Raw genomic sequence first — 17,165 nt, 5'->3', positions numbered from 1 at the left:
CAAACGGCTGTCCGGGACACTAGGGATTACGCGCATTCCCGCAGCCCTTGCGCTCCTGCAAAACGGTTCTAATCGGGGCCATGCAACTGCTCCTGGTCGAAGACGACGCCACCATGCAGGCCACGCTGCAGCGCTCGCTCGCGCGCCGCGGCATGGCCGTGACGGCACTCGCGGACGGGCGCGCCGCGCTCGCCGAATGGCGCGCGCACCCACCCGACGCCGTGGTGCTGGACCTCACCCTGCCCGGCCTGGACGGCCTGCAGGTGCTGGAGCAGGCGCGCGCGGGCGGCCTGCGCACGCCCGTGCTGCTGCTCACCGCGCGCGGCACCGTGGGCGACCGCGTGCTGGGCCTGAACGCCGGCGCCGACGACTACCTGCCCAAGCCCTTCGACCTGGACGAGCTGGAGGCGCGCCTGCGCGCCCTGGTGCGCCGCAGCGGCGACGCCATGGAAGCCAAATCGGCCGCCAGCGCCCTGGCCATGGGCGCCATAAGCTATGAAAAAGAAAGCGGCATCATCTACGCGCACGGCGCGCCCATGGACCTCACGCCGCGCGAGCTGGCGCTGCTGCGCGCCCTGCTCGCCCAGCCCGGGCATGCCGTGACCAAGGAGCGGCTGTACGAACTCGTCTTCCCGGGCCAGAGCGAGGTGCAGTACGAGGCCATCGAGGTCGTGGCCTACCGCCTGCGCAAGAAGCTCGCCGGCACGGGCGTGGTCCTGATGACGCTGCGCGGCCTGGGCTACCTGCTCAAACCCGAGGCATGACCCGCCAGAGATCGCTGCGCCGCCAGTTGCTGCTGGGCATCCTGCTGCCCACGCTGCTGTTCATCGGCCTCAACACCTACAGCCTGTACCGCCAGACGCTGGGGGCCCTGAACACGGCCTACGACCGCACGCTGCTGGCCTCGGCCAAGACCATCAGCGAGCAGATCGACGTGCGCGGCTACGACGAGCGGGCCGAGCTGCGCGTCATCGTGCCCTACGCGGCGCTGGAGGCCTTCGAGGCCGACAACCAGAGCCGCATGTACTACCGCGTCTCCAACCTGCGCGGCGAGCTCGTCTCCGGCTTTGGCGAGCTGCCCATGTGGCGCGGCAGCATCGCCCCGCGCCCGCCCTACGCGGCGCTGGTGGACTTCTACGACGCCAGCTTCCGCGGCCGCCCCGTGCGCGTGGCGGCGCTGCTGCAGCCCGTGGCCAGCCCCCAGGGCCGCGGCATGGCCGTGATCCAGGTGGCCGAGACGCTGGAGCTGCGCCACGCCGCGGCGCTGCAGATCCTGCGGGACACGCTGGCGCGCCAGGCCCTGCTGGTGGCGCTGGTCGCCGCCATCGTGGTGCTGGTAGTGCAGCGCGCCACGCGGCCGGTGCGCCAGCTGAGCGCCGACCTGCAGGCCCGCGCCGAGGGCGACCTGTCGCCCATCGCCGCCCCCGCGGCCCCGCGCGAGCTGCAGCCGCTGATCGACGCCACCAACGCCGTCATGCGGCGCCTGTCGCACCTGCTGGAGCACCAGAAGCGCTTCGTGCGCGACGCCTCGCACCAGCTGCGCACGCCGCTGGCCGTGCTCAAGACCCAGGTGCAGTCCGCCCTGCGCGGCGACATGCCGCCCGGGCAGGCGCTGCACGAGATCGGCGACACCGTGGAGCGCGCCACGCAGTTGGCCAACCAGATGCTGGCGCTGGCCAAGGTGGAGCAGCTGCGCCAGCAGGGCGAGCTGCCCACGACGCGGCTCGACGAAGTGCTGCGCGAGGTGGCGCTGGATCTCTCGCCCCTGATCGCGCAGGGCGACCTGGACTTCGGCATCGCCACCGACGCCGCGCCCATCCGCGCGCACGCATGGATGCTGCGCGAGCTGTGCCGCAACCTGCTGCACAACGCCATACGCCACGCCACGCCCGCCACCGAGCTGGCCGTGACGCTGCGCGCGCAGGGCACCCACGCCGAACTCACCATCGCCGACGCCGGCCCCGGCATCGACGACGAGCTGGCCGCGCGGCTGTTCGAGCCGTTCTCGGCCGGCGACGTGCGCAAGGGCTCGGGCCTGGGCTTGGCTATCTGCCAGGAAATCGTGCAGGCCCTGGGCGGCAGCATCGCCCTCTCCAACCGCCGCCAGGGCGCGCGCGTGCTGGGGCTGGACGCCGTGGTACGCCTGCCGCTGGCGCCGGCCTGATTCCCAAGGGAAAATCGCCGCGATGACGACTCCCCCCGACTCCATGCGCCTGGACAAGTGGCTGTGGTGCGCGCGCTTCTACAAGACCCGCAGCCTGGCCGTGGAAGAGATTGGCAAGGGCCGCGTCACCGTCAACGGCCAGGCCGCCAAGGCCGCGCGCGAGTTGCGCGCGGGCGACACCGTGGCCCTGCGCCAGGGCCAGGTGCCGCGCACGGTGGTGGTGCGGGGCCTGAGCAACTTCCGCGGTCCCGCGCCCGTGGCGCAGCAGCTCTACGAGGAAACGCCCGAGAGCATCGCCGAGCGCGCCCGGGCCGCCGAGGCCCGGCGCCTGGCCCCCGAGCCCGCCGCCAGCCTGCGCGAGGGCCGGCCCACCAAGCGCGACCGGCGCAGCATGGACGACCTGCGCCACGGCTGGGGCGACCGCTGGAGCGCGTCGCTCGACGACGACGGCCCGCCCGGGAAGTCCTAGCGTTCCTCAGCGCGTGGCCAGTCCGCGCCGCACCAGCCAGTCCTGCACCAGGGCGGCGACCTGGTCGGAGTTGCGGTCCATCATGATCATGTGGCTGTTGCCGCGTATGCCCTGCGCCGGCAGGTCGATCTCGTCCACCTGGCCGCCCCTGGCCTTGACGGCGGCAATCATCTTCTTCATCGGCGCCTGGATGCCCTGCCAGCGCGGGGTCTCGCGGATCTTGTCGCCCCAGACGAATAGCAGAGGCACCCTGGCGAGCGGCGCCACGTCCACCTTGTCGGGATCGAGCGCGCCGGAAGGCTCGACGCCGACCACCGCCTTGATCTTGTCCGGATACCGGCTGGCCAGCGTGTACGCGAAGGTGCTGCCCTGGCTGTGCACGGTGATGACGCAAGGGCAGACCTTGTTCACCAGCGCGTCGTAGGCGCGCAGGGTAGGCTCGTCGTTGGTGACCCAGCGCGGCACGCCCTGCTTCATGAACTGGTCGAACGCTGCGATGGGGAACTGCGTGTCGGGATAGGCGTGCCGGCTGGCGGCGCTGTCGTAGCTGTCGGCCGGGCCGATGCGAAACAGCTCCCACCCCTCCTTCTTGGTGCGGAACACCGGCTCGCTCTTGAAGATCTCCGGATAGCGCGCCCACGAGGCGCGGCCGCGCTCCACCGCGTCGGAGACGTAGACATCGTGGCCGGCGGCGACGAAGTACATCTGCCAGCCCGGCTGGCCGTCGGGCTTGGTCTCCCAGGTAACGCCCGTCAGACCACCGCCGTGCCACATCAGCATCGGATAGCGCGCACGCCGGGACTGCGGGGCGAGCTTGACGTACTGCGTGTACATCTGCTCGACCTCGAACTCGCCATTGGGATCGAGCAGCGTGGGTGGCGAGGTGGGCGTGAAGCGCACCTCCTTCTTCGGCAGCCCGCTCAGCGTGACCGAGCGCCCGCCGGTGTGGAAGCTGCCGATCTCGGCCACCGCCACCGGCCCCTGGCCCGCCACCGGGGCGATGGGCGCGCCGGCGCAGCCGAGCAACGCCAAGAGGCTTGCGGCCATGGCCGCGGACTTCATGGACCTGTTCATCTTCGTCTCCTTTCGCTGTTTGATCATTCGGCTCGGCACGCCCGCACCGTCACGCCTCGGCCCTCTCCGAGATCTCTATGAGGTTGAGGTCCGGGTCGCGCAGGTAGATGGAACGCAGCGGGTAGCTGGCGCCGGTGCGCCGCACCGGGCCCTCGACGATCCGCACGCCGCGCTCGCGGATGCGCGCGATGACCTCGTCGAGCGGCCGCGCCGCGATGAAGCACAGGTCCAGCGCCCCCGGCACGGGCAGATGCGCCTTGGGCTCGAATTCGCTGCCCTTGACGTGCAAGTTGATCTTCTGCCCGCCGAACTTGAACGCCTTGCGGCCCTGGCCGAAGGTCTCCAGCGTCATGCCCAGCAGCCCGACGTAGAAGTCGATGCAGGCCTGCTCGTCGGCGGTGGTCAGCACCAGATGGTCCAGGTGGTGAATCATGGGTCGGTGGGAAATGGTTGGATTGCCGTTCTGCGAACGGTTGTATATTGATCATTCGGATTTCCTTCAGGAATTCCTCATTTCGCATGAAAGCTTCGCAAAACGCGAAGGCGAAATCCAAGAGCACCGATGGCAGGCAACCCGATCAACCCCGCGCGCATCGACTTCACGACGCTGCGCCTCTTCTGCGCGGTGGCCCAGACGGGCAGCATCACCAAGGGCGCGGAACGCTGCCATCTCGCGCTGTCGGCGGCCAGCCGGCGGATGGCGGACTTCGAGGCCGCCTCGAAGGCGTGCCTGATGGAGCGCACCGCGCAGGGCATCCGCCTCACGCCGGCGGGGCATGTGGCGCTCCAGCACGCCATGCGCCTGTTCCAGGGGTTCGAGCTGTTCAGCAACGAATTGAGCGAATATTCCAGCGGCTCGCGGGGCCACGTGCGGCTGTGGGCCAACATGTCCGCGCTGGTCGAGTTCCTGCCCGCCGCGCTGGCCGGGTTCCTGCAGCGCTACCCGGAAACGCGCGTGGAGGTCGAAGAGCAATTGACCGGCGACATCGTGCGCGCGGTGGTCGAGGGCATGGCCGACGTCGGCATCTTCGTCGCCGGCGCGCCCACCCACGGGCTGAACGTGCGGCCCTATCGGGTGGACGAGCTGGTGGTGCTCTGCTCGCAGGCCCACCCGCTGGCCGCGCACGACAGGATCGGCTTCAGGCACTGCCTCGCCCACGACTTCGTGGGGCTGAACCGCGGCAGTTCGCTGCTGAACACGATCACGACCGCGGCGCAGGAGGCCGGCTTTCCCCTGCGGCTGCGCGTGCAGGTGCGCAGCTTCGACGCGATGTGCGAGATGATCGCCGCGAACCTCGGCATCGGGGTCCTGCCCCTGGGCACCTGCGCGCGCAAGCTCGGGCCCTGGGGGCTCAAGGTGGTGCATCTCGACGATGCCTGGGCACGGCGGCAGCTCCTGATCGCCACCAGCGCCAACCGCACGCTCTCGGGCTCGGCGAGCCTGCTGGTGGAACACCTGGCCAAGGCCTGAGCCTTGCCCGCGGCCGCTCGAACGCCGCCCCGTTCGAGCCTCGCCGGTCATGCATATTTTTTGCTTCCAGCGCTTGTCCAGCAAGCGCTGGAAGCTACTCTTTCCGCAGCATCACGCCACTCGGTACGGCACCAGGCTGCTGCGATTCTCGTTGACCTCCAGCGCCCGCCCCATGGGCGGGAACGCGCGCTGCGGGCAGGCCGTGCGCTCGCACACCTTGCAGCCCATGCCGATGGGCACGGGCGCATCGGGGTCGGCAAGGTCGAGGCCGCGCGCGTAGACGAGCTGCGGCGCGTGCTGCACGTCGCAGCCCAGGGCCACCGAAAAGGTCTTGCCCGGCGCGCCCCAGCCGCCCGTGCTGCGGGCGACGGTGCGCGCGACCCATAGGTAGGCGCGGCCGTCGGGCATGCGCGCGAGCTGGCGCACGATGCGCCCGGGCTGCGCGAAGGCCTCGTACACGTTCCACAGCGGGCAGGTGCCGCCGATCTTGCTGAAGTGGAAGTGCGTGGCCGACTGGCGCTTGCTGATGTTGCCCGCGCGGTCCACGCGGATGAAGAAGAACGGCACGCCGCGCGCGCCCGGGCGTTGCAGCGTGGACAGGCGGTGGCACACGGTCTCGAAGCCCACGCCCCAGCGCTGCCCCAGGCGCTCGATGTCGTAGTGCAGCGCCTCGGCCGACTGCAGGAAGGGCGCGTAGGGCAGCAGCAGCGCGCCCGCGAAGTAGTTGGCCAGGCCGATGCGCGCGAGCGCGCGCGCCGCATCGCCCGAGAGCTGCGCCGCGTCCACGATGCGCTGCAGTTCCTGCGGCACCTCCAGGAACGCGAGCTGCGTGGCCATCTGGAACGCGCGCTGCGCGGGCCGAAGCGCGGGCGACAGGTACAGCACGCGCGCGGCCGCGTCGAAGCTGCGCTGCATGGCCTCGCCCGCGCCGTCCTGCCCGTGCCCGGGCAGGCCCTCGGCCGGCAGCGACACGCGCACGCCATGGGCGCGCTCCAGGCGCTGGCGCAGCCCCGCCTCGGACGCGCCGGGCGCGAGGCGCCACTGGCCGGCCAGACGCTCGGCCGCGTCGTCCAGCTCGGCGATGTGGTTGTGCCGCGCGAAGAAGAAATCGCGCACCTCCTCGTAGGCCATGGGCGGCGCGTGCGCGGCGCCGGCCGCGCCGCCACGCTCGTCGCCGTAATGGGCCGACAGCGCCTCCAGGCGCTCATGCGCCTCGCGCTGGCCACGGTGCAGCGCCAGCAGCGCGCGCGCCACGGCGGGCATGCTGGCGGCCAGCTCGCGGATCTCGGCCAGCGACACGGCATCGGCCGCCGCGCCCGCGGGCATGTCGGCCAGCACGTCGCGCAGGCCCGCGATCAGGCGCGCCTCGTCGTCGTCGGAGAAGCGCTGCACGTCCACGCCGAACACCGCGTTGATCTTGAGCAGCACGGGCACGGTGAGCGGGCGCTGGTTCTGCTCGATCTGGTTGAGGTAGCTCGCCGAGATATCGAGCGCGCGCGCCAGCGCCACCTGGGTCAGGCCCCGCTCCTCGCGCAGGCGCCGCAGGCGCACGCCCATGAAGGTCTTTCGCATCTCCGATCTTTCACAAAATTCACAAAACCCCTACCCCGCCTTCGCATTCATTCGCCAATTCAGGCCTTCCGGGGGGCGCCTATTGTGCGTAGATTGCGAATCATGACAAGACCCCCAGGCACCGTCGAGACGAAGGACATGGTCTTTCCCCAGGACGCCAACCACCACGGAACGCTGTTCGCGGGCCAGGGCCTGCAGCGCCTGGCGCGCGCGGCCCTCGTCGCCGCGCGCGAGGCCGCCGGTTGCGAGGTGGTGATGGCCGCCGTGACCGGCGTGCAGTTCCTCGCCCCCGTTCCCGTGGGCCGGGCGCTGGTGCTGCGCGCCTGGATCGGCCGCATGGGCAGCAGCTCGCTCACCGTCTGCGTGCACGGCCTGGCCGAGGCCCCCGGCTGCGCGCCCGAGCTGGTGCTGCAGGGCGTCTTCGAACTGGTGGCCGTGGACGCCAAGGGCCGCCCACGCGCCATCGCCGCCGCTTACCTGAAACCGGAGACCACATGACCGCCACCACGACCCTCACCCCGCCCCCGAAGGCCAAGAAATCCGTCGCCCTCTCGGGCGTCACGGCCGGCAACACCGCCCTGTGCACCGTGGGCCGCACGGGCAATGACCTGCACTACCGCGGCTACGACATCCTGGACATCGCCGAGGTCTGCGAGTTCGAGGAGATCGCCCACCTGCTGGTGCATGGCAAGCTGCCCACGCGCGCCGAACTCAAAACCTACAAGGCCAAGCTCAAGGCCCTGCGCGGCCTGCCCGGCAGCGTGAAGACGGCCCTGGAGCAACTGCCCGCCGCCAGCCACCCCATGGACGTGATGCGCACGGGCGTCTCGGCCCTGGGCTGCGCGCTGCCCGAGAAGGACGACCACAACATCCCCGGCGCGCGCGACATCGCCGACCGGCTGATGGCGTCGCTCGGCAGCATGCTGCTGTACTGGTACCACTTCAGCAACTCGGGCCGCCGCATCGAGGTGGAGACCCAAGATGACTCCATCGGCGCGCACTTCCTGAACCTGCTGCATGGCGACAAGCCCGGCGCGGGCTGGGAGCGCGCCATGCACACCTCGCTGAACCTCTATGCCGAGCACGAGTTCAATGCGTCCACCTTCACCGCGCGCGTGATCGCCGGCACGGGCAGCGACATGTACTCGGCCATCTCCGGCGCCATCGGCGCGCTGCGCGGCCCCAAGCACGGCGGCGCGAACGAGGTGGCGTTCGAGGTGCAGAAGCGCTATGACACACCCGACGAGGCCGAGGCCGACATCCGCCGCCGCGTGGAGGCCAAGGAGGTCGTGATCGGCTTCGGCCACCCCGTCTACACGGTAAGCGACCCGCGCAACGTCATCATCAAGGGCGTGGCCAGGCGCCTGTCCATTGATGCCGGCAGCACCAAGATGTACGACATCGCCGAGCGGCTGGAGTCCGTCATGTGGGAGGTGAAGAAAATGTTCCCCAACCTCGACTGGTTCAGCGCCGTGAGCTACCACATGATGCAGGTGCCCACCGCCATGTTCACGCCGCTGTTCGTCATCGCGCGCACCAGCGGCTGGGCTGCGCACATCATCGAGCAGCGGCAGGACAACAAGATCATCCGCCCCAGCGCGAACTACGTCGGCCCCGAGGACCAGGCCTTCGTGCCCATCGAGCAACGCCGCTGACCCCGCCCGCCTTCCCACGATGACGATGAATATCCGCTACCGCAAGCGCCTGCCCGGCACGGCGCTGGACTACTTCGACGCGCGCGAGGCCGTCGAAGCCCTCGCGCCCGGCGCCTGGGCACGCCTGCCCTACACCACCCGCGTGCACGCCGAGAACCTCGTGCGCCGCGCCGACCCTGCCCAGTTGAACGACTACCTGCGCCAACTCATCGGGCGCAAGCGTGAGATCGACTTTCCCTGGTACCCCGTGCGCGTGGTATGCCACGACATCCTGGGCCAGACCGCCCTGGTGGACCTGGCCGGCCTGCGCGACGCCATCGCCAAGGAGGGCGGCGACCCGGCCGCCGTGAACCCCGTCGTGCCCGTGCAGCTCATCGTGGACCACTCGCTGGCCGTGGAGTGCGGCGGCTTCGACCCCGATGCGTTTGCCAAGAACCGCGCCATCGAAGACCGCCGCAACGAGGATCGCTTCCATTTCATCGAGTGGACGAAGAAGGCGTTCGCCAACGTGGATGTGATCCCGGCGGGGAACGGGATCATGCACCAGATCAACCTGGAAAAAATGTCGCCCGTGGTCTACGTGCAGGACGGCGTGGCCTTCCCCGACACCTGCGTGGGCACCGACAGCCACACGCCGCACGTCGATGCGCTGGGCGTCATCGCCGTGGGCGTGGGCGGCCTGGAGGCCGAGAACGTGATGCTGGGCCGCGCCTCGTGGATGCGGCTGCCCGAGATCGTGGGCATCAAGCTCACCGGCCGGCGCCAGCCGGGCATCACCGCCACAGACATGGCCCTCGCGCTCACCGAGTTCCTGCGCCAGGAGAAGGTCGTGGGCGCCTACGTCGAGTTCTTCGGCGAGGGCGCGGACAGCCTCTCGATCGGCGACCGCGCCACGATCTCCAACATGTGCCCCGAGTACGGCGCCACGGCAGCGCTGTTCACCATCGACCCGCAGACCATCGAGTACCTGCGGCTCACCGACCGCAGCCCCGAACAGGTGAGACTGGTCGAGACCTACGCCCGCCAGGCCGGCTTCTGGCACACCGACCTGCAGACCGCGCAGTACGAGCGCGTGCTGGCGTTCGACCTGTCCACGGTCGTGCGCAACATGGCCGGCCCATCGAACCCACACCGCCGCCTGCCCACCGCGGCCCTGGCGGAGCGCGGCATCGCCGCCCCGTGGACCGAGGAGCCCGGCCGCATGCCCGATGGCGCGGTCATCATCGCCGCCATCACGAGCTGCACCAACACCAGCAACCCGCGCAACGTGATCGCCGCCGCGCTGCTGGCGCGCAACGCGAGCCGCCTCGGCTTGAGCCGCAAGCCCTGGGTCAAGACATCGCTCGCGCCCGGCTCCAAGGCCGTGGAGCTGTACCTCAAGGAAGCAGGGCTGCTGGGCGCGCTGGAGAAGCTGGGCTTCGGCATCGTCGCCTTCGCCTGCACCACCTGCAACGGCATGAGCGGCGCGCTTGATCCTGCGATCCAGCAGGAGATCATCGAGCGCGACCTGTACGCCACGGCCGTGCTCTCGGGCAACCGCAATTTCGACGGGCGCATCCATCCCTATGCCAGGCAGGCGTTCCTGGCCTCGCCGCCGCTGGTGGTGGCCTACGCCATCGCGGGCACGGTGCGCTTCGATATCGAGCGGGACGTGTTCGCGGTGGTGGACGGCAAGGAGATCCGCCTGAAAGACCTCTGGCCCAGCGACGAGGAGATCGACGCCATCGTCGCCCGGGCCGTCAAGCCCGAGCAGTTCCGCAAGGTCTACGAACCCATGTTCGCTATTCCAGCACGGGACGATGGCGCGCGCGTCTCGCCGCAGTACGGCTGGCGCCCCCAATCCACCTACATCCGCCGCCCGCCCTACTGGGACACCGAAGGCGTGGGCGCGCTGGCCGCCAACCCGCGCACGCTGAAAGGCATGCGCCCGCTGGCCATCCTGCCGGACAACATCACCACCGACCACCTCTCGCCCTCCAACGCCATCCTGCCGGACAGCGCGGCGGGCGAATACCTCGCGCGGATGGGCCTGCCCGAAGAGGACTTCAACTCCTACGCCACGCACCGCGGCGACCACCTGACCGCGATGCGCGCCACCTTCGCCAACCCGCAGCTCGTCAACGAGATGGCGGGCAGGAAAGGCTCGCTCGCCCGCATCGAGCCCGAAGGCCAGGTGGTGCGCATGTGGGAGGCCATCGAGACCTACCTGAACCGCCGCCAGCCGCTCATCATCATCGCGGGCGCCGACTACGGCCAGGGATCGAGCCGCGACTGGGCTGCCAAGGGCGTGCGCCTCGCGGGCGTGGAAGTCGTGGTGGCCGAGGGCTTCGAGCGCATCCACCGCACCAACCTGATCGGCATGGGCGTGCTGCCGCTGGAGTTCCAAAGCGGTACGAACCGCCTGACGCTGCAGCTCGACGGCACCGAGACCTACGACGTGGAAGGCGCATTGACGCCGCGCGCGACCCTCACCCTCGTCATCCGCCGCAAGAATGGCGAGCTGGCATGCGTGCCCATGATCTGCCGCCTGGACACGGCCGAGGAAGTCTCTGTCTACGAAGCGGGCGGCGTGCTGCAGCGCTTCGCCCAGGATTTTTTAGCCAAATCGGCCTCTAGCGCTTGATACAAAAGCGCCACCAGCTATTGAAAAATGAGCAATTCACCACAGACCAGGATCCCCGCCACCTACATGCGCGGCGGCACCAGCAAGGGCGTGTTCTTCAATGCGAAAGACCTGCCCCCGCCCGGCCCGCAGCGCGACGCCATCCTGCTGCGCGTGCTGGGCAGCCCCGACCCCTACGGCAAGCAGATCGACGGCCTGGGCAATGCCTCGTCCAGCACCAGCAAGGCCGTCATCCTGAGCCGCAGCACGCGGCCCGGACACGACGTGGACTATCTGTTCGGGCAGGTCAGCATCGACCAGCCCTTCGTGGACTGGAGCGGCAACTGCGGCAACCTCTCCGCCGCCGTGGGGCCCTGCGCCATCCACCTGGGGCTGATCGACCCGGCGCGCATCCCCATCCACGGCAGCGTGACGGTGCGCATCTGGCAAGCCAACATCGGCAAGACCATCGTCGCGCACGTGCCCATCGCGGGCGGACAAGTGCAGGAGACGGGCGATTTCGAACTGGACGGCGTGGCCTTCCCCGCCGCCGAGGTGCCGCTGGAGTTCATCGAGCCTTCCGACGACAGCGGCGCGATGTTCCCGACCGGCAACGTGATGGACACGCTGGAGGTGCCGGGTGTCGGCACCTTCCAGGCCACGCTGATCAACGCGGGCATCCCCACCATCTTCCTGAACGCGAAGGACGTCGGCTGCACCGGCACCGAGCTGCAGGGCGACATCAACGAGGACAAGGCCGCGCTCGCGCGCTTCGAGGCCATCCGCGCGCACGGCGCCGTCAGGATGGGCCTGATCCACGACGTGGCCGAAGCCGCCCAGCGCCAGCACACGCCAAAAATAGTCTTCATCGCCCCGCCCGCCAGCTACACCGCATCGAGCGGCAAGCGCATCGCGGCCGGCGACATCGACCTGCTCGCGCGCGCTCTCTCCATGGGCAAGCTGCACCACGCCATGATGGGCACGGCGGCCGTGGCCATCGGCACGGCGGCCGCGATTCCCGGCACGCTGGTCCACCTGGCGGCGGGCGGCGGCACGCGCAACGCGGTCCGCTTCGGCCACCCCTCGGGCACCCTGCGCGTGGGCGCCGAGGCCGCGCAGGCCAATGGCCAGTGGCAGGTCACCAAGGCCCTCATGAGCCGCAGCGCCCGCATCCTCATGGAAGGCTGGGTAAGAGTACCAACACCCCCCTGAGCGACTTCGTCGCTTCCCCCTTCTCTCACGCTTCGCGTGGGAAAGGGGACGCCGCCAGCGCGGCGGGGCGGCCCTTGCACGGCGGCCCTCGCCTGGGTGGCGCCGGTTTCACGCCATATGCACACTCCAGCACCTGCGCTACGATCAACAAGGAAAAAGTGATGAACACCAAGCAACGGCTCAAGCAACTCGTCGAGGCCCGCAACGGCCTCATCGTGCCCGGCGCGTTCAACGCGCTGTCGGCCAGGGTGATCGCCGACCTCGGCTTCCAGGCCATCTACGTCACCGGCGCGGGCGTCACCAACATGTGGTTCGGCATGCCCGACCAGGGCTTCATGGGCCTGCACGAGATTGCCGAGCACACCGCGCGCATCCGCGACGCGGTGGACGTGCCGCTGATCGTGGACGCCGACACGGGCTTCGGCAACGCGCTCAACGTGGTCCATACCGTGCGCACGCTGGAGCGCGCCGGGGCCGACTGCATCCAGCTCGAAGACCAGGTGACGCCCAAGCGCTGCGGCCACTTCGCGGGCAAGGAGGTCATCTCCGCCGAGGAGGCCGTGGGCAAGATCAAGGCCGCCGCCGATGCGCGCCGCGACCCCGGCTTCCTCATCATGGCGCGCACCGACGCCGCCGCCACGCACGGCTTCGAGGCCGCCGTGGAGCGCGCGCAGAAGTTCGCCGAGGCGGGCGCCGACATCCTGTTCGTCGAGGCCGTGACCCGGGCCGAGGAAGTGCGCGCCCTGCCGCAGCGGCTGGCCAAGCCCCAGCTCATGAACATGGTGATCGGCGGCAAGACGCCCATCTTCAACGCCGAGCAGCTCGGCGAACTGGGCTACGGCATCGTGCTCTATGCCAACGCCGCGCTGCAGGGCGCCGTGGCCGGTATGCAGAAGGCCCTCACGGTGCTACGCGACGAGAAGGAGGTGCAGGAGTCGAGCGGCCTCGTCACCCCGTTCGCCGAGCGCCAGCTCCTCGTAGGCAAGCCCGCGTGGGATGCGCTGGAGAAGCGCTACGGCTGATTGCCATCGCCGGCGTGGATACCGGCGCGAGCACCACTACGCACGGCCCGGTTTCTGCCGGCGCGCACAAGGCTGGACGTACCATCCGGAGAAGAAGGGATCCGCAATGATGATGCTCCGCCACCACACCCTTGCGCTGGCCCTGGTCCTTGCCCTGGCCGGCTGCGCATCCCACCCGCCCGCGAACCCGCCGTCCGGCACCGTCAGCGTCACCCACGCCGACCCGGCCGGGTTCAGCGAGGCGCGCAACGCCCCTCAGGAAAGTGAACGCGCGCGCCAGGCGTGGATCGATGCCCTGAGCCAGCACCTGGCCGAGCGCGCCGCGCGCGCCCTGCCCGAAGGCGAGCGGCTCGAAGTGCACATCACCAACATCCAGCGCGCAGGCGGCTTCGAGCCCTGGCGCGGGCCGCAGGCGACGCAGCTGCGCATGGCGCGCGACATCTACCCGCCGCGCATCGCGCTGGAGTTCAAGCGCCTCGCGCCCGACGGCCACGTGCTGGAGACAGGCAGCCGCACGCTGCGCGACACAGCGTTCATGATGCGGCCGGACATGTACCCGAGCGACCCGTTGCGCCATGAGAAGGCGCTGCTGGACGACTGGGTGAGGAAGGAACTGGGCGGGCGCTGACCGGGCTGCGCCGGCGGCTCACTTCACGGATCGAACAAGACCCCGCCACACCACCAGCGGCCCGAGCCAGCGCGGCCGCCAGGTGAGCGTGAAGGCCACCGCCAGCGCGGCGGCGGCCAGGGCCATCACCCACACCAGCGACGCCATCGAGGCATGGTCCACCGTCAGGCACAGCGCCAGCGATGCGGCCAGCCCCAGCGCGCCCAGCGCGTGCAGCAGGCGCGCCGTGGAAGGCGCGAGGGGATCTGCGCCGCGCACCTGTTCCCAGTGCACGTCCAGGGCCAGCCAGCCCATGCCGGCCGTGGCGGCAAGCATGGCGGCGGCGAGCAGCAGCGCGTCACGCATGGGCCGCCTCCGCGATGCGCGCGGCAGGCACCACCCGGGCGCGCCGCCCCAGCTTGCGCGCGGCCACCACAGCCAGCGCGGCGCCGGTGAGGATGAACAGGTCCACCCCCGCAACGGGCCAGTAGCCCGCGCCCAGGGTCTTGAGCAGGTGGTCGCCCGTGGTCACCCAGTTGAGCACCGCCGCCACCGCCATCGCGGCGATGGCCCAGCTCTGCTCGCGCCACGCGGGCGCCATGCGGCACTGGGCCACGGGCGTGCTGCGCCAGAAGGCGTGCGCCATGGCCAGCACCCAGGCGGCCCAGAAGGCATACTGCTCCAGGTCGCCGCGCGGCCGCCAGCCGGCGGGCAGCGCCTCGGGCGGCAGGCGGTTGGCGATGAGGATGCCCAGGGCCGCGATGAGCATGCCCGTCACCGTGGTCACGGCCAGCGCATCGACCACGCGCGCACCCTGGCTGCCGGCCCTGGCGTGCTGCTTCTTGCGCTTTTCCACGAAGAACAGGAAGCCCGTGGCGATGCACACGCAGCCGGCCAGCCCGCCCAGCACGTACAGCCAGCGCAGCAGCCAGTGGCGGAAGTGCTGCAGGTGCAGGCCGGTGAGGAATTCGTTGACGCCGTCCACCGCCGACTTGGCCGGGTCTTCGCGCAGCAGCTCCCCGGTGCTGGCCTTGAAGTGGATGCCGTTGCCCACGAGCGCGATGCGGTCGGTGCCCGCGCGGTAGATGCTCACGTAGCCGTTGGTGTCGCCCACATGCTGCAGCGCGAGGAAGCCCACCTCGCCCGCCATGCCCTGCGCGGCCCAGCGGCGCTGCGCCTCGGCCACCATGGCATCGACGGAGGCCAGCGGCGCGGCCACGCCCGTGCGGTCGTGCGGAAGGCCCGTCTCCTGCGCCTCGACCTTCTCGTGCAGTTCGTGCAGCGGCTCCAGCTGTGTGTGCGAGACGGGGAAGTAGATGCCTGCGAAGATCACCAGCCCCGGGAACGCGAAAAAGAAGTGGAACGGCAGCGCCTCCACGCCCGTCATGTTGTGCAGATCCAGCGCGCTGCGCTGCGTGGTCTTTTGGGGGCGGAAGGTGAAGAACTCGCGGAAGATCTTGCGGTGCATGACCACGCCGCTCGCCAGCGCCACCGGCATCATCAGCGCGGCGAAGCCCACGATCCACGTGCCCAGGTTCTTCCAGTGGAAGTTCAGGCTGTAGTGCAGTGGGTAGAAGAAGCGGCTCCCACCTTGAGCCGGTCGTCGGGCAGCGCCGCGCCCGTGCGCGGGTCTATGGTGCGGTTGCCCCACACGCCGTCTTCCGGGTCCTTGGCGTTGGGCATCACGTAGCCCGCGAACAGGCCCAGCACCGGGTCGCGGTGCGTGGTGTAGGCGCCCCAGCGGCGCACGGTGTCGAAGCGCTCGGGCATGGGGCCGTCCACCTTGCCGCGCATGCGCTCGATGCTCTCCCTGGTGGGCTGCATGCTCTCGAACACGGGCCTGAGCACCTTGCCGAACGAGGGCATGGGCTGCGGCGCGAAGCGCGACTGCGGGATGGCCCAGCGGTCGGCCTCACGGTCGAACACCGACTAGCGTGCCGAAGAAGAAAACGACCATGAGCACGAAGCAGAGCGCGAGCCCGAACCAAGTGTGCAGCCAGGTCATGGCAAGGCGGAAATTTTGGAACATGCGTGTATCTCCCCGTCAGGCCAGGCCCATCTGCACGAGCGATGCCGCGCCCGCCAGCACCAGCCACACGCGCGGCAGGCTGCGCGCGACGAAGCCCCAGCAGAAGGCGTAGCCGCCCAGCACGGCGGCGGCAATGCGCAACGCGACGTGCAGGCGGGAGTGGATGGCAAGACTGGCGGCCATGGGCGCATAAATTGATTGAGAATGATTCGCGTTATCTAAGTTCTGCAGTCCCTCTGGGAATTTGGATGAAAACTGCCTACAGCGCTTTCTCAGAGAGCGCCTGCAGCTATCAAAATCATAGAAGCTCCACCCCCTTGAGCGTGACGAAGCTCGTCTCGCGCGTCACGCGCACGAAGTCCTGCAGGAAGGGCCTGGACGAGAGTTGCGGCAGGCAGGCCGCGTGCAGTTCGCCGCGCAGCCCCTGCGTGCCGATGGGTCGCGCCGCCACGTAGCCCCGGTCCAGGTAGCCCTGCACGGCCCACAGCGGCAGGGCGGCCACGCCGCGGCCGCTGGCCACGAGCTGCAGCATGGCCACGGTGAGTTCGGTGGTGCGCCGCGGCGGGCGCACGCCGGCGGGCTCCAGCACCTGGCGCACCAGGTCCAGCATCTCGTCGGGCACGGGGTAGGTGATGACGGTCTGGTCGGCGAAGTCCTGCGCCACCAGGTAGGGCTTGGCCAGCAGCGCGTGCGTGTTGGCCAGCAGCGCCCGGATCTCGAAGCCGAACAGCGGGTGGTAGTCCACGCCCTGCTCCTGCGCGTCCACCTCGGAGACGATGGCCAGGTCCGCCCGCCCCTGGTGCAGCAGGCCCACGGGGTCTGCGTGGAAGCCGCTCACGATGTCCAGCTCCACCTCGGGCCAGCGCGCGCGGAAGGCGTCCATGGCCGGCATCAGCCAGTCAAAGCAGGTGTGGCACTCCACGGCGATGCGCAGTTGTCCGCCCTGCCCCTGCGACAGGCGCGCCACGTCGCGCTCGGCCGCCTCCACCTGGGGCAGCACGGCGTCGGCCAGCTGCAGCAGGCGCGTGCCCGTGGCGCTGAACTGCGGCGGCACGGACTTGCGCTCGAACAGCGGCGTGCCGTAGCGGTCCTCCAGCAGCTTGATCTGGTGCGAGAGCGCCGACTGCGTGAGATTGAGCAGTTGCGCCGCCCGCACCAGGCTGCCGCTGTCGCGCAGCGCCTGCAGCGTGCGCAGGTGCCGAATCTCCAGGATCGACTGAATCATTAGAAATTCTCAAGATGAATTGACAAAACTTTCGTTTGAATCATAAACACCCTTGGCGGACCA

General features: G+C 69.9%; 17 protein-coding genes. 10 read left to right on the top strand and 7 right to left on the bottom strand.

The genetic code is table 11. The features are described 5' to 3' along the window. Positions 1-80: 80 nt before the first annotated feature. The 3 genes from ALIDE2_RS10520 to ALIDE2_RS10510 are packed head-to-tail and all read left to right on the top strand — an operon-like array spanning position 81 to position 2,633. Positions 81-764, top strand: coding sequence for a response regulator (locus ALIDE2_RS10520; RefSeq protein WP_013518751.1), 684 nt, complete (start codon positions 81-83; stop codon positions 762-764). After that, complete coding sequence (locus ALIDE2_RS10515) at positions 761-2,164, top strand: sensor histidine kinase (RefSeq protein ID WP_013722054.1); 1,404 nt, start codon at positions 761-763, stop codon at positions 2,162-2,164. Before ALIDE2_RS10520 ends, ALIDE2_RS10515 begins: the two co-directional genes overlap by 4 nt. 22 nt (positions 2,165-2,186) lie before the next feature. Continuing rightward, a complete protein-coding gene (locus tag ALIDE2_RS10510) occupies positions 2,187-2,633 on the top strand; it encodes an RNA-binding S4 domain-containing protein (RefSeq protein WP_013518749.1) in 447 nt (148 codons plus the stop codon). A 6-nt stretch (positions 2,634-2,639) separates the two neighbouring features. Here the strand turns inward: ALIDE2_RS10510 and ALIDE2_RS10505 are convergent, their stop codons facing one another. Then, a complete protein-coding gene (locus ALIDE2_RS10505) occupies positions 2,640-3,707 on the bottom strand; it encodes an alpha/beta hydrolase (protein WP_013722053.1) in 1,068 nt (355 codons plus the stop codon). Between the two features lie 49 nt (positions 3,708-3,756). Continuing rightward, positions 3,757-4,140, bottom strand: a complete 384-nt coding sequence (locus tag ALIDE2_RS10500) for a VOC family protein (RefSeq protein WP_013518747.1) — start codon at positions 4,138-4,140, stop codon at positions 3,757-3,759. A gap of 129 nt (positions 4,141-4,269) precedes the next feature. Here ALIDE2_RS10500 and ALIDE2_RS10495 point away from each other — a divergent pair, with 129 nt between their 5' ends. Then, entirely contained in the window at positions 4,270-5,178 is a 909-nt protein-coding gene (locus ALIDE2_RS10495; RefSeq protein WP_013722052.1) for a LysR substrate-binding domain-containing protein, read from the top strand. 111 nt (positions 5,179-5,289) lie between these two features. Here the strand turns inward: ALIDE2_RS10495 and ALIDE2_RS10490 are convergent, their stop codons facing one another. Next, complete coding sequence (locus ALIDE2_RS10490; RefSeq protein WP_013518745.1) at positions 5,290-6,750, bottom strand: short-chain fatty acyl-CoA regulator family protein; 1,461 nt, start codon at positions 6,748-6,750, stop codon at positions 5,290-5,292. Positions 6,751-6,852: 102 nt separating this feature from the next. Here ALIDE2_RS10490 and ALIDE2_RS10485 point away from each other — a divergent pair, with 102 nt between their 5' ends. The 6 genes from ALIDE2_RS10485 to ALIDE2_RS10460 all read left to right on the top strand — a co-directional run bounded on the left by ALIDE2_RS10485 (position 6,853) and on the right by ALIDE2_RS10460 (position 13,869). Continuing rightward, complete coding sequence (locus ALIDE2_RS10485) at positions 6,853-7,248, top strand: acyl-CoA thioesterase (RefSeq protein ID WP_013518744.1); 396 nt, start codon at positions 6,853-6,855, stop codon at positions 7,246-7,248. Then, positions 7,245-8,405: a bifunctional 2-methylcitrate synthase/citrate synthase gene (prpC, locus tag ALIDE2_RS10480; RefSeq protein WP_013518743.1), complete on the top strand. Its 1,161-nt coding sequence runs from the start codon at positions 7,245-7,247 to the stop codon at positions 8,403-8,405. The genes ALIDE2_RS10485 and prpC overlap by 4 nt, the downstream gene beginning before the upstream one ends. A gap of 19 nt (positions 8,406-8,424) precedes the next feature. After that, a complete protein-coding gene (acnD, locus tag ALIDE2_RS10475; protein ID WP_013722051.1) occupies positions 8,425-11,028 on the top strand; it encodes a Fe/S-dependent 2-methylisocitrate dehydratase AcnD in 2,604 nt (867 codons plus the stop codon). 27 nt (positions 11,029-11,055) lie between these two features. Beyond that, complete coding sequence (gene prpF / locus ALIDE2_RS10470; protein WP_013722050.1) at positions 11,056-12,219, top strand: 2-methylaconitate cis-trans isomerase PrpF; 1,164 nt, start codon at positions 11,056-11,058, stop codon at positions 12,217-12,219. A 161-nt stretch (positions 12,220-12,380) separates the two neighbouring features. After that, entirely contained in the window at positions 12,381-13,241 is an 861-nt protein-coding gene (locus ALIDE2_RS10465) for an isocitrate lyase/PEP mutase family protein (RefSeq protein WP_013518740.1), read from the top strand. Positions 13,242-13,347: 106 nt separating this feature from the next. Continuing rightward, complete coding sequence (locus ALIDE2_RS10460; RefSeq protein ID WP_013518739.1) at positions 13,348-13,869, top strand: DUF3016 domain-containing protein; 522 nt, start codon at positions 13,348-13,350, stop codon at positions 13,867-13,869. Positions 13,870-13,887: 18 nt separating this feature from the next. On the opposite strand, the gene ALIDE2_RS10455 is transcribed toward ALIDE2_RS10460, so the two are convergent. From ALIDE2_RS10455 to ALIDE2_RS10445, 4 genes are all read right to left on the bottom strand, one after another. Next, the gene (locus tag ALIDE2_RS10455; protein WP_013722049.1) at positions 13,888-14,214 is read right to left on the bottom strand and encodes a DUF3325 family protein; all 327 of its coding nucleotides are present in this window, start codon (positions 14,212-14,214) and stop codon (positions 13,888-13,890) included. Next, positions 14,207-15,751 (bottom strand): PepSY-associated TM helix domain-containing protein, encoded by a 1,545-nt coding sequence (locus ALIDE2_RS10450; protein WP_158307701.1) that lies wholly within the window; start codon positions 15,749-15,751, stop codon positions 14,207-14,209. The genes ALIDE2_RS10455 and ALIDE2_RS10450 overlap by 8 nt, the downstream gene beginning before the upstream one ends. Positions 15,752-15,892: 141 nt before the next feature. Further along, positions 15,893-16,060, bottom strand: a complete 168-nt coding sequence (locus tag ALIDE2_RS25270; RefSeq protein WP_013722048.1) for a hypothetical protein — start codon at positions 16,058-16,060, stop codon at positions 15,893-15,895. A 115-nt stretch (positions 16,061-16,175) separates the two neighbouring features. Continuing rightward, positions 16,176-17,102 (bottom strand): LysR family transcriptional regulator, encoded by a 927-nt coding sequence (locus ALIDE2_RS10445; protein WP_013722047.1) that lies wholly within the window; start codon positions 17,100-17,102, stop codon positions 16,176-16,178. Positions 17,103-17,165: the final 63 nt, after the last annotated feature.

It is taken from the genome of Alicycliphilus denitrificans K601, from assembly GCF_000204645.1.
GTDB lineage: Bacteria > Pseudomonadota > Gammaproteobacteria > Burkholderiales > Burkholderiaceae_C > Alicycliphilus > Alicycliphilus denitrificans.
This window is presented reverse-complemented; position numbering and strand designations above follow the sequence as displayed.